The organism is Pandoraea sp. XJJ-1, assembly GCF_026802345.1.
Lineage (GTDB): Bacteria > Pseudomonadota > Gammaproteobacteria > Burkholderiales > Burkholderiaceae > Pandoraea > Pandoraea cepalis.
Genome location: NZ_CP113827.1, coordinates 5,331,473 through 5,343,945, shown reverse-complemented (window position 1 = coordinate 5,343,945; position 12,473 = coordinate 5,331,473). Strand labels below are relative to the sequence as shown.

General features: G+C 66.2%; 8 protein-coding genes. 2 read left to right on the top strand and 6 right to left on the bottom strand.

All coding sequences use genetic code 11. From position 1 onward, the window contains the following. The first annotated feature begins 149 nt into the window (after positions 1–149). Positions 150–1,121: a delta(1)-pyrroline-2-carboxylate reductase family protein gene (locus tag OYT13_RS24710; RefSeq protein ID WP_017233858.1), complete on the top strand. Its 972-nt coding sequence runs from the start codon at positions 150–152 to the stop codon at positions 1,119–1,121. Between the two features lie 70 nt (positions 1,122–1,191). Here the strand turns inward: OYT13_RS24710 and OYT13_RS24705 are convergent, their stop codons facing one another. The 6 genes from OYT13_RS24705 to OYT13_RS24680 form a co-directional block, all read right to left on the bottom strand. After that, positions 1,192–2,052 (bottom strand): heme ABC transporter ATP-binding protein, encoded by an 861-nt coding sequence (locus OYT13_RS24705; protein WP_017233857.1) that lies wholly within the window; start codon positions 2,050–2,052, stop codon positions 1,192–1,194. Between the two features lie 37 nt (positions 2,053–2,089). Beyond that, positions 2,090–3,235, bottom strand: coding sequence for a FecCD family ABC transporter permease (locus tag OYT13_RS24700; RefSeq protein ID WP_268567079.1), 1,146 nt, complete (start codon positions 3,233–3,235; stop codon positions 2,090–2,092). 50 nt (positions 3,236–3,285) lie between these two features. Next, positions 3,286–4,119 (bottom strand): heme/hemin ABC transporter substrate-binding protein, encoded by an 834-nt coding sequence (locus tag OYT13_RS24695; RefSeq protein ID WP_369751575.1) that lies wholly within the window; start codon positions 4,117–4,119, stop codon positions 3,286–3,288. 92 nt (positions 4,120–4,211) lie between these two features. Next, positions 4,212–5,339 carry a hemin-degrading factor gene (locus OYT13_RS24690; RefSeq protein ID WP_017233854.1) on the bottom strand — a complete coding sequence of 376 codons (1,128 nt, stop codon included), beginning with the start codon at positions 5,337–5,339 and terminating at the stop codon, positions 4,212–4,214. A gap of 75 nt (positions 5,340–5,414) precedes the next feature. Then, positions 5,415–7,799 (bottom strand): TonB-dependent hemoglobin/transferrin/lactoferrin family receptor, encoded by a 2,385-nt coding sequence (locus tag OYT13_RS24685; protein WP_268567078.1) that lies wholly within the window; start codon positions 7,797–7,799, stop codon positions 5,415–5,417. A 303-nt stretch (positions 7,800–8,102) separates the two neighbouring features. Continuing rightward, positions 8,103–8,564 (bottom strand): Lrp/AsnC family transcriptional regulator, encoded by a 462-nt coding sequence (locus OYT13_RS24680; RefSeq protein ID WP_130027606.1) that lies wholly within the window; start codon positions 8,562–8,564, stop codon positions 8,103–8,105. Positions 8,565–8,789: 225 nt separating this feature from the next. Between OYT13_RS24680 and OYT13_RS24675 the strand changes: the two genes are divergently transcribed. Then, positions 8,790–12,407, top strand: a complete 3,618-nt coding sequence (locus tag OYT13_RS24675) for an indolepyruvate ferredoxin oxidoreductase family protein (RefSeq protein WP_268567077.1) — start codon at positions 8,790–8,792, stop codon at positions 12,405–12,407. Positions 12,408–12,473: the final 66 nt, after the last annotated feature.

The window sequence follows — 12,473 nt, the reverse complement described above, 5'->3', positions numbered from 1 at the left end:
CTGCATCGCGAATAATTTTTGATGCGGCAGACGCGTTCACGCGATGCAGGCTACACTCGAATCAGACCTGCCAATGCGTGACGCAATGTGACGGCGACGAGCGCGCCGCCGCCCGACAATGACGCACGCCCCGGAGCGGAGACATATCGATGATCACGCTGGATGCGCGTCAAACCGCACAGTTGTTGCCGTACCCTCAGTTGGCCGACGGCATCGAGGCCATGCTCATGGAGATGCGCGCGGGCACCGCGCGCGCGCCCGCGCGTCTGCATTTCGCGTTGACCGAACCGGAACGCGGCCGCCGTGGCGGTGTGCTGCTGGTGATGCCCGCCGCCAATCGCGATGTCGCGATGACCAAGCACATCACCGTGCATCCGGAGAATTGCCGTGCGGGAAAGCCTTCCATCATCGGTGAGGTGATGGTGTTCGATCCGCATACCGGAGAGCGATTAATGTTGCTCGACGGGCCCACCATCACCGGTCGACGCACGGCCGCCGTGACGCTGTTCGCCGCCCGCAAGTTCGCGCCGCGCCCCAAGGGACCGGTGTTGATCGTCGGAGCGGGCGTGCAGGCGAGGGCGCACCTGGAAGCGTTTGCCGCAGGCATGGGCACGCGGCACTTCATGATCTTTTCACGCAGCGCGGAGCGCGCCCACGCGCTCGCGGAACATGCCGCTACGCTTGGTGTGGAAGCGACCGTGGTCGACGCGGTGGAGCCTGTGCTGAACACCGTGAGCATCGTGATTGCCGCGACCACCAGCAGCGAGCCTGTGCTGCCCGATAGCGACGTGCTGCGCTGGCGCGACGACATCTTCGTCGCGGGCGTCGGTGCGTTCCGTCCGGACATGCGCGAGTTGCCGCCGCAGTTGTGCCGCGACGCCGCCGTGCGCGGCACGCTCGTCGTCGATACCTGGGAGGTCAAGCACGAAGCCGGCGATCTGCTGCATGCGGCCATCGACTGGGGACGTGCCGCACCGTTGCTCGACGCCATCATCACCCCCGATCGCTTCCGTTCGAGCGGGCCGGTGATTTTCAAGAGCGTGGGCTACGCCCTGTGGGATCTCGCCGCCGTCTTGTGCGCACGCGCGAATCTCGCAAAGGACGGCGTGCCCGCTGCCTGAGCGGTCTGACGCCGTTGGGATGAACGGGGTTGGGCCCAGGTCGCGCCGACGCGTGAACCGCGTGGCGTGTTCACGCGGGCAATGCGAAGGGCACGCCTGCGGATGCGGCTTTGAGCCTTGGATAGCCGGGCAATGTCTCAGGCGTCATCACGTGCACCGGCAAGCCGAGCGTTGCCTCGATGAGGTCGGCGCGCATCACGTCGCGAGGTATCCCTTCTGCAAGAATGCGTCCGTTGGCAAGCAACGCCATACGGTCCGCGTGACGCGCCGCGAGGTTGACGTCGTGCACGATGGCCATCGCACCGAATCCCCACGTTGCGGCAAGTTCGCGCGTGAGCGAGAGCAGGTGATGCTGATGCGCCAGGTCGAGCGCCGCCGTCGGTTCGTCCAGCAGCAGATAGCGCGGCACCGACGGGGCCGAAGCCTCGTCGTCGGGCCATAGCTGCGCAAGGACTCGTGCAAACTGCACTCGCGCCCATTCCCCGCCAGACAAGGTCATCACGTCACGCTGCCGTAGCGGCAGCGCCCCCGCGCGTTCCAGCGCGAGCGTCGCGATTTCCGTATCGCTCGCGACGGTCTTGCCGGAGGCGTCCCGTCTGTGCGATTTCGGGTAGGGCAGACGCCCCATCGCCACGATATCAAGCGCACTGAACGGAAACGCCAACTGCGCCGTTTGCGGCAGCACGGCACGCAAGCGAGCCAACGCCGCCGGGGCGTATTGCGCGAGCGGCGCACCGTTGAGCGTGATGTCGCCGCGCATGTGCGTGCGCGTGGGCAGCGGATCGCCGGCCATCGCCTTGAGCAGCGTGCTCTTGCCCGCGCCGTTGCGGCCAAGCAGCACCAGCAGTTCGCCGGGACGGATGTCGAGCGACAGGCCGTCGAGCACGGGCGAATCGGTGTGGGCAATCGTGAGGTCGTGTGCACTGAGCATGGCGATGTCCTGTTCTATCAGACCGGATCGATGAGCGTCATAGCCCAAACTGTCCGCGGCGTCGCCACAGCAGCATCAGGAAGAACGGCGCGCCGAGCAGTGCCGTGAGAATGCCCAACGGTAACTCGGCCGGCGAAACCCAGGTGCGCGCGACCAGATCGGCAAGCAACGTCAGGATCGCACCGAAGAGCGCGGCTGCCGGGAGCACGGCGCGCGGGTCGGGCCCGACGACCAGCCGCACGATATGCGGTGCGATCAGGCCGATGAATCCGATCATGCCGCTCGACGCGACCAGCGCACCGATGCACAGCGCGCATGCCACCATCACTCGACGCTTGACCGACTGCACGGCGACGCCCAGATGCAACGCCTCCGCTTCGCCCAGCAACAAGGCGTTCAGCGAGCGGCACTGTGTGGCGAGCGCGACGATCCCCAGCGCGACCGGCCATACGATTACGCCGAGCATCGGCCATTGCGCGCCACCGAGACTGCCGAGCGTCCAGAAGGTGAGCGTGCGCAACTGCGTATCGTCGGCGAGGTAGGTGAGCAAACCGATGGCCGCCCCCGAGACGGCATTGATCGCAATGCCGGCGAGCAACAGCAACGGCAGGGCGAGGCGACCGCGTCCCGCGGCCAGACGGTAGACGAGCGTGGTGACGCCAAGCGCACCGACGAACGCCGCCACCGGCAGCATCCACAGGCCGAGCGACGCCGCGAGCGCCGCCGGAAGCAGAACACCGCCGAGGACGATCACCCCTGCCGCGCCCAACGCCGCACCGCTGGCCACGCCGATCAGTCCGGGGTCGGCGAGCGGGTTGCGGAAGAGGGCCTGCAACGCGGCGCCGGCGGCGCCGAAGCCCGCGCCGACCAGGATACCGAGCACGATGCGCGGCAGGCGAATCTGCAACATGACGTTGCGTGCCTGGTCCTGCGCGAAGTCCCCTGTGGCGCCCCGGAACAGCACAGCAATCGCTTCTCCGGGCGCGATGCGATAGGCCCCGCCGCATAGCGCAGCGAGCACCGCGACGGCGAGCAAGGCGGCCAGTGCCGTCATGACGCACCATCGTGGCGGGCGGCGTCGCACCGTGCCGGTGTGATGCAGTGTGGCGGCAACGGTCGTGGGCCGTCCCGCTTCAGAGGGGCGTGATGGCAACGACTTTGGTAGCGCAGGCGCGGCTGGCATAGTTTCGTTTACGGGCGAATGGCGGATTTCGGGATAGCCTTGGCGCATGGTCAAACGGTGTGCACGCGCAGCGCGAGATCGGCAACCGCCAGCGGCAGTCGCGGACCGAAGCCGAGCAGATACAGCGCATCGAAGCTCACCACGCGTTTGGCGCGTCCGGCGGGTGTGTTCGCGAGCCCCGGTTGTGCGAGCAGCGTTACCGCGGGATCGGCGGGCGATGGCCCGGTCGTGGTCGTGAGCAGCACGTCGGGCTGGGCCGCGACGGCCGCTTCCGCCGTCAGCGGCCGATAGCCGGTGAAGCCACGCAACGCATTCTCCGCACCGGCGTAGGCGAGCATGGCGTGCGCCGCCGTGTCTTGCCCCGCCACCATCACCTGGTTGCCCATGTGGCCGAGGATGAACAGCACGCGTGGGCGGCGCGCGATGCCATACCGTTGTTCGACGTCGTCGCGAACGCGCAGCCAGTCGGCGGTAAAGCGGTCCGCCACACGTGCGCCGTCCTTGGGCACGCGCAGAGCGGTGGCAACGGCGCGAATGTTGTCGAGCACTCGCTCGGCGGTATAGCCGTGTACGAAGCGCTCGACCGGCACGCCCGCCGCCGCGATCTGCGACAGCACGTTGGGCGGACCCGCTTCCGCGCCCGCGAGCAGCAGGTCGGGACGCAGCGAGAGCACGCCTTCCGCCGACAAGGTGCGCAGGTACCCGATCTTGGGCAGCCGGGTGGCCGCTTCCGGATACAGGCTCGTCAGATCGTTGGCGATCACGCGATCCTGCGCACCGAGCGCGTAGACGATTTCGGTGAGTGCGCCGCCTGCGACCACGACGCGCTTCGGCCCGCCTCGCCCAGGCGCCTCAGGCGTCGTTGCGTTGGCCTGCGTCGTCATGACGCGCGCGCCCAGCCACGCGCCGGCTGCCAGCGCAGCGCTGCTGGTCAACAGCGCGCGCCGCGAGGCCCCGCGTGTGTCGATCGGGCGGTTCACGTCGAAGTCTCCGTGACGCCTTGTGCGTCTTCCGCGTGCGACGCATGCCTCACTCGAGCGAGCGTCTCGCGCCAGTCGTCGCGCTCGGCCTGCCCGGGCTTGCGCTCACCAAAGAACATGGCGATCACCATGCCCGAGGCATCGAGCAGTTCCAGCGAGGTGACGATGCCATCTGCCGTCGGCTTGCGCACGATCCAGGCCGAGTCGACGAGGTCTTCACGCAGATGCAGGTTGAAGCCCGGATCGAGCACATTGACCCACGGACCCATGACGCGAATCGTCGTGACCGGCCCCGTGTGGATCTGGATCATGCCCGCGTTGCCGACGAACACCATGATCGGCAGGGCGGTGCCGGCGGCATCGTCGAGCAACGCGCGCACCGATGCCGCCCTCACGCGCTGCGCATGACCTTCGGGGGCGAGACGCAAAGCTTGGGCGCGCGACACTCGGTGCCGCTTGAGCAGTTCGAAGAACTGATGGGTGTCGGTCATGGCCAGCCAGTCGCGCTGGAAGGCGGCGGCGTCGATGTCGGCGTCGGGCGTCTCGGCCTTCGGGGCGTCGGCAGCGACGACGTGCTGACCCGGCGTCTGGTCGCTCGCGCGAAAGCGGGCGACGAGGGCGTCATACGCAAGCGCGTCGCTGTGATCGCGCAGGAACATCTTGTGCACGGCAGTGCCGGTCTTGTCGAAGAACTGCAACGAGCGGCGGGGGCCGTTCTCCGTCGGCGTTTCGACGGCATACCCGAACGCCCATTGGTGATAGAAGACGCGCAGGTCGAGGTCTTTGCCGAGCCCCAGGCCAATGGTGCCCGTGTGCGAGAGCTTCTCGTACTGACCGTCCTTTTCGTGAACCGCGGCGTTGTTGCGCGTGAGCGCCATCACGCGCCCCAGCGCGGGCAACGCTTCGACGATCTCGATGAACTCGGGACGCAGCCTCACGACGTGCTCGCCGACGAACGCCGCGACCGTCTCGCCTTCGGAGACGCCCAGGGCGGCGGCGGCGTCGCGATCGCGCAGGTTCCGTTCGGTCTTGACGCGGTGGAAGTCGCTGCGCAGACGGGTGACGTCGGCGAGCGCGGGGAACGCCGGGCGGGCGGCGGGAGTAGCGGTTTGCGTGTTCATCATGGCGATTCCTTGGTGGCGGGGATTGCGTTCGTTGCGTGATGGCGGGTGCGCCGTTGCGAGTCTCGAGCCGTCGAATCAGTACTGAAGCTTCAGGCTCACGGCCACGCTGCGGCCCGGTGCCGAATACGCGTCCTTGAGCGTTGAGCTATCGGCGAGGCCGCGCACGTCCGACCAGTTCCAGGCCTTGCGGTCGAACACGTTGTAGATGCCGGCGTAGAGCGTCGCGGACTTGTTGAGGCGATAGCCGCCCGACAGGTCGAGTACGACCGACGACGGCGGCGCCCAGCAGGTCTGGTTCTGCTGCGTGCCCGAGGTGCAGGTTTTCGCGATCTGGCTTTGTGCCTTCGCGGCCTGAAAGAGCAGGTCGGCTTGCGCGAACCACGTCGTGTTCGGCTCGTAGCGCACGCCGAGCACCATCGAGAACGGATTGACGGTGTTGAGCGGCTGGGTGGCGGCGCCGTTGTTTTGCGTCGTGCCGTGTGTGTAGGCCATCGCCGTGCGCAGCGTCACGCCGCCCTGGAGCGCCCACGTGGCGCGGCCCTCCCAGCCCTGGATGCGGGCACGGCTGTAGTTCACGTACTGATAGATGAGCGGATCGCTCGGGCGGCCCGAGCCGCTGATGTTCTGCTGCGAGATGAAATTGCGGTAGTTGCCGGCGAAGACGGCGGTGCTGTAGGTGACGGGGCCGAGCGTGGTGGCGAGGCGTCCGCGCAACCCCAGCTCTAACGTGTCGCTCGTCTCGGGCTTGAGGTTCGGGTTCGCGATCGACATGTAACCGAAGATCGGATTCGAGAAGCCGTTGTTGACCTGATCGGGCGTTGGCGTGCGGAAGCCGCGTGCGTACTGCACGTACGGAATCAGCGAAGGGGCGATCTCGTACATGACCGCCAGGCGCGGCGAGAACGCGCCATCGTTCGACGAAGTCGGTTGAACGCGCGCGCCGGAGGCCGTCTGCGACACATACAGCGGATCGTTCTGCTTCGGCGAGAGCCAGTAGGCGTCGTAGCGAATGCCCGGTGTGACGCTCAGCGCGCCGTAGCGGATCTCGTCCTGCGCGAAGGCGCCGAACAGTGTGTAGTCGGTGTCCGGGAACGCCTTGTTGGGGAACGACTCGCCCATGCCGGGCACGGTGCCGTTGCGATAGCTGGTGATGTACGCGAGGCTCGCGTCGGCGCCGTACACGAACTTGTGCGCGAGCGGGCCGGTCGTGAAGTGGCTTTCCGCCTGCACGGCGCCGCCGACGGTGCGCTCCTTGTACGTGTTGTCGCGCGTGCGATCGCCCGCCGTGCGTTGCTCGTACGCGAACTGGCTGTTTTTCGCGTCCTGGAAGTACAGCAGCGCGTGCGCGTTCTGGACATAGGCCTGCGACGCGTCGTTGAAGTCGTAATCGAGGCTGACGCGGTTGCGTTCTAGACGATCGCTCGTGGTCAGACCCAGCGTCGTGGGCGGATTGATGGCCGACAGAACGCTCGCGTCCACCCGACGGCGCACGGTCTCGCCCGTGAGCTTGAACGTCGAGCGGGGCGTGGCCTTGAAGACCAGTTTGCCGAGCACGGAGTCGCCGTTGCTGTCCTGCGGGTTGGCCGTTGTGCGCGACGTGCTGGCCGAGTTGTTGGTGCCCTTGCCGTCGAGTTCGTGGCCCTTGTTGCCGTCGACGATCACCATGCCCTGCCACTGCTCGCCGCCCCACGCGGCCTGGGCGGTCGTGCCGAAACTGCGGTCTATCGAGTTGTAGTAGGGACGCAGAGAGAAGTAGGTCGACTTGCCGAAGACATCAAGCAGGTCTTGCGGATCCTTGGTGAGGAAGTTGACGACGCCGGTGAGCCCGTCGCTGCCGTAGAGCGAAGAGGCGGGGCCGCGCAGGATTTCGATGCGGCGCAGCACGTCCATGCTCATGTAATCACCGCGACCCGCTTCGAGCGGACCGAACGCATAGCCGGACGGCATGCGGATGCCGTCTTCGAAGAGCGCCACGCGGTTGCCTTCGAGGCCACGAATGTTGATGCTCGAATTGCCGTCGCGACCGCCGCCGGCGGCCGCCGATGCGGGTCGATACGGTGCACGGCGCACCGTGACGCCTGGCTCGTAGCGCAGGGCCTCCTTGATGTCTTGCGCTTGTTGTTCTTCGAGATCCTGATCGGTAATGACCGAAATCGACGCCGGGGTTCGATCCGCTTCGGTCGGCGTGCGCGTCGCCGTGACGTTCACCTCCCGCAGATTGGCTTCAGCGAGCTGCAAGGGCGTGTTGGGCGAGGCTTGCGCGAGTTGAAGCGTCTCAACCGACCGGGCCGAGCCCATGCTCGAGGCCGGTTGCGCGAAGACCGCGGGCGACCAGAACGCAGCAAGCACCGCCCCTGCGAGCGGGCGAAGACGCCATCGACGCGCACGATCGCGTTGCGAATCTTCGGATCGGATCGAGCCGTGGGTGCCGAATTTCCGGCCACCCCGGCGCGTTGACATGACAATAGCGCGGCCCCCGCCGCTTGACGACTGCTTCACTGCTGGCTCCCAGAGCAAGAAAACCCCGTTGCTGGCTGGCAAGCGCTCGTGGCAATCGTCGTGTTCCGCGTGTCGTTATCAAGGCTCGGGAACACGCCGGCAGGCGCGGCTGGCGAAAGATCTCACGTCCCGCGGCCGGATAGGTTCGGCCTTGAGACGAAAATGTTAATAAGAATCATTTGCATTGTTGACGAAGAACGACCGACGCGTCAAGGGGCGAGGTGACGCGATGTCAATGAATGGGAAGGGGATGAAAGCCGCGCGTCAGATCGGCAGGCTCGTATCGAACTTGATTTCACGCAGCACGACGCTGGTCTTGACGTTGGCCACCGCGGGCAGACGGAAGATGTGTTCGTGCAGGAACGCGTCGTAGGCCTTGATGTCGGGCGCCACGATTTTGAGGATGTAGTCGGCTTCGCCCGTGGTGCTGTAGCACTCCGTCACTTCCGGGCAGGTGCGGATTTCGCGCTCGAACTGCTCCGTGCCGCCCTCCGTATGGCGGGTGAGTTGTACGTGGGCCAGGGCGCATACGTGCAGGCCGAGCTTTTCCCGATCGAGCAGCACCGTGTAGCGCTGGATCACGCCGCTTTGCTCCATGTCCTTGATGCGCCGCCAGCACGGAGTTGCCGACAACCCCACGTTATCCGACAGCTCCTGCGCCGAGCGGCGCGAGTCGATCTGCAACAGTCGCAGAATCTGGCGCGCAAAATTATCGAGTAATTCCATTTCTCAAAACCGCCGTTTACGAAATGAACGTTTCTTATTGTGCGCCAAACGGAGTGAAATAGTAAAAATCTTTCTCGTGCCTCCCCATACACTGCTTGCATACCGATGCGTGGCCGCTCGATGCGGTCGGAACGTCGAGACGAACAGAACAATTGCCCCCGAAACACGGCCGATGTCGCCGTCAGATCGATCTGACGCAGGCCGCGGGGGATCAGGAGAGACACAATGAATGCCCCCATGCGCGCCGCCCTCGCGACGCCGACGGCCAATCCCCTGGCCCATCCCGATTACCAGCTCTCCGACGCGCTCGCGGCCAGTCGCGGTCAGATTTTCCTCACCGGCACGCAGGCGCTCGTGCGCATCCTGCTGATGCAGCATCAGCTCGACGCCGCGCGGGGCTTGAACACCGCGGGTTTCATCAGCGGCTATCGCGGCTCGCCGCTCGGCGGCGTGGATCAGCAGTTGTGGAAGGCGAAGAAGCTGCTGGATGCGGCCAACGTCAAGTTCCTGCCGGCGATCAACGAAGAGTTGGGCGGTACCGCCGTCATGGGCACGCAACGCGTGGAAGCCGACCCGGAGCGCACCGTCGAGGGTGTGTTTGGCATGTGGTACGGCAAGGGGCCGGGCGTGGATCGCGCGGGCGATGCACTCAAGCACGGTAACGCTTACGGGGCGTCGCGCCACGGTGGCGTGGTTGTGGTGGCGGGCGACGACCACGGTTGCGTGTCGTCGTCGATGCCGCATCAGAGCGACTTTACGATGATGTCGTGGAGCATGCCCGTGCTCAACCCGGCCGACATCGGCGAGCTCGTCGAATTCGGTCTCTACGGTTATGCGCTGTCGCGCTTCTCGGGCGCCTGGGCTGGCTTGAAGGCCATCTCCGAGACGGTCGAATCGCGCGGCACCGTCGATCTCGACAAGATCCGCACTGACTGGGTCGAGCCGTCGGACTACGTTGCGCCTGCGGGTGGCCTGCACAACCGCTGGCCCGATCTGCCGAGCCTGGCGCTCGAAGCGCGTCTGGCGGACAAGCTCGACGCCGTGCGCGCCTTTTCGCGCGTGAACAGCATCGACAAGTGGATTGCCCCGGCCCCGGACGCCGACATCGGTATCGTGACGTGCGGCAAGGCACATCTCGACCTGATGGAGACGCTGCGCCGCCTGGACATCACCGTCGACGATCTTGCCGCGGCCGGTGTGCGCATCTACAAGGTCGGCCTGTCGTTCCCGCTGGATATGTCGCGCCTGGACACGTTTGTCGCTGGCCTGGAGGAAATCCTCGTGATCGAGGAAAAGGGCCCCGTCGTCGAGCAGCAGATCAAGCAATACCTGTACAACCGCGCGACGGGCACGCGCCCGAGCGTGCTCGGCAAGACCGACGCCGAGGGCCGCGCGCTGCTCTCCGCGCTGGGCGAGTTGCGGCCGTCGCGCGTGTTGCCGGTGTTCGCCGAGTGGCTGGCGAAGCATCGCCCGGCGCTGGATCGTCGTGAGCGTGTGGTCGATCTCGTGGCGCACGACATCCTGTCGAACGCCGCCGACGGCGTGCGCCGCGTGCCGTATTTCTGCTCGGGTTGCCCGCACAACACGTCGACGAAGGTGCCCGAAGGCTCCATCGCGCAGGCCGGCATCGGGTGTCACTTCATGGCGTCGTGGATGGATCGCGACACGACGGGGTTGATCCAGATGGGCGGCGAGGGCGTGGACTGGGCCGCGCACTCGCACTTCACCAAGCGTGCGCACGTCTTCCAGAATCTGGGCGACGGCACGTACTTCCACTCCGGTCTGCTCGCGATTCGCCAGGCCGTGGCCTCGAAGGCGAACATCACCTACAAGATTCTCTACAACGACGCCGTGGCGATGACGGGTGGCCAGCCGGTCGACGGTTCGATTTCGGTGCCGCAGATCGCGCGTCAGGTCGAAGCCGAGGGCATTGCGAAACTTGTCGTGGTGAGCGACGAGCCGGAGAAGTACATCGGCCACGAAGGCCAGTTCCCGAAGGGCACGACGTTCCATCACCGTAGCGAACTCGACGCCGTGCAGCGCGAGTTGCGCGAGATCGCGGGCACGACCGTGCTCATCTACGATCAGACGTGCGCGGCCGAGAAGCGTCGTCGTCGGAAGAAAAACGAATTCCCGAATCCGGATCGGCGTCTGTTCATCAACGAGGCGGTTTGCGAAGGCTGCGGCGATTGCGGCGTGGCATCGAACTGCCTGTCGGTCGAGCCGGTGGAAACGGCACTGGGGCGCAAGCGTCGCATCGATCAGTCGTCGTGCAACAAGGACTTCTCCTGCGTGAACGGCTTCTGCCCGAGCTTCGTGTCGGTCAAGGGCGCGCAGTTGAAGAAGGCGCTCGCCGCCGCCTTCGATCAGGCGGCCTTCGAAGGGCGTCTGAACGCGCTGCCGCAGCCGAGCGCGCTCGCCGGCGATGCACCGTTCGACATCATGGTCACGGGCGTGGGCGGCACCGGTGTGGTGACGATTGGCGCGCTCATCACGATGGCAGCGCACCTCGAAGGCAAGAGCGCGTCGGTGCTCGACTTCATGGGTTTCGCGCAGAAGGGCGGCGCGGTGCTGTCGTTCGTGCGCTTCGCCAACACGCCGCAAGCACTCAACCAGGTGCGTATCGACACGCAGCAGGCCGACGTGCTGCTCGCGTGCGACATGGTGGTGGGCGCCAGTGCGGATGCGCTGCAAACCGTGCGACGCGACCGCACGCGCGTGGTGGTCAACACGCATGCGATTCCGAACGCGACGTTCGTGCAGAACCCCGACGCGAATCTTCATGCCGACGCGCTGCTCGAGAAGATGCGTCATGCGGCAGGTAGCGACAAGCTCGATGCGTGCGACGCTCAGGCGCTCGCCCAGCGTTTCCTCGGCGACACGATGGGCGCGAACATCATCATGCTCGGCTTTGCGTGGCAACTGGGGCTGGTACCGGTGTCGCTGCATGCACTGCAACGTGCGATCGAACTGAACAACGTGGCGGTGCCGATGAACCAGCTGGCGCTGGCGATCGGTCGGTTGGCGGCGGGGGATCCGACGGCGCTGACGCAGACGACGGCCAAGGCCACGCCGGTGCCGGTGCATGCCCCGGTCGCCGACGACATGACGTTCGACGAGCTCGTTGCGCATCGCGTGACGTTGCTGACGCAGTACCAGAGTGCAGCGTATGCGGCGCAGTTCGCTGCCTTCGTGAAGCAGGTGGCCGATGCGGAAACGCGTGTGGCGGGGGCGCCTGGCCGCTTGTCGCGCGCCGTGGCGCAGCAGCTCTCGCGCCTGATGGCGTACAAGGACGAGTACGAAGTGGCGCGACTGTATGCGCAAACGGCGTTCGCCGACGCGCTGGGCGAGACCTTCGAGGGCAAGCCGGGACGCGACTTCCGTGTCGAGTTCCATATGGCGCCGCCGCTGATTGCCCGCGGCAAGGACGGTGCGGTGCCGAAGAAGGTGACGATCGGGCCGTGGCTGTGGCCGGTGCTGCGCGGCATGGCGAAGCTGCGCGGATTGCGCGGCGGTGCACTCGACGTCTTCGGTTACACGCTGGAGCGCCGCATGGAGCGTCAGTTGATCGCGGACTATCGCACGACGCTGGAGCGTGCGTTGGCGGGCCTGTCGGCCGACACGTTGGCTGACGTGATCGCGCTGGCCGAAGCGCCGGCGAAGATTCGCGGCTATGGTCATGTGAAGCTGGCGAACCTGGCGATGGTCAAGCGCGTCGAGGCCACGATTGCGGCACGGCTGAACGTGACGCCCGCCACGAGCGATGCCGTCGAGCAGGCGCTGGCGCATGCTCGCAGCAGCGGCAAGTCGCTCAAGGGCATTCCGGTGGTGACGGCGCGCTAATCGAGACGTACCGGTTTGCACCGACGTTGACGTATCCAAGCGGGGGCTTCGGCCCCCGTTTTTTTC

Coding starts and splice junctions, on each gene's coding strand:
- OYT13_RS24710 (WP_017233858.1), top strand. CDS start 150: ATGATCACGCTGGATGCGCGTCAAACCGCACAGTTGTTGCCGTACCCT.
- OYT13_RS24705 (WP_017233857.1), bottom strand. CDS start 2,052: ATGCTCAGTGCACACGACCTCACGATTGCCCACACCGATTCGCCCGTG.
- OYT13_RS24700 (WP_268567079.1), bottom strand. CDS start 3,235: ATGCCAGCCGCGCCTGCGCTACCAAAGTCGTTGCCATCACGCCCCTCT.
- OYT13_RS24695 (WP_369751575.1), bottom strand. CDS start 4,119: ATGACGACGCAGGCCAACGCAACGACGCCTGAGGCGCCTGGGCGAGGC.
- OYT13_RS24690 (WP_017233854.1), bottom strand. CDS start 5,339: ATGATGAACACGCAAACCGCTACTCCCGCCGCCCGCCCGGCGTTCCCC.
- OYT13_RS24685 (WP_268567078.1), bottom strand. CDS start 7,799: ATGTCAACGCGCCGGGGTGGCCGGAAATTCGGCACCCACGGCTCGATC.
- OYT13_RS24680 (WP_130027606.1), bottom strand. CDS start 8,564: ATGGAATTACTCGATAATTTTGCGCGCCAGATTCTGCGACTGTTGCAG.
- OYT13_RS24675 (WP_268567077.1), top strand. CDS start 8,790: ATGAATGCCCCCATGCGCGCCGCCCTCGCGACGCCGACGGCCAATCCC.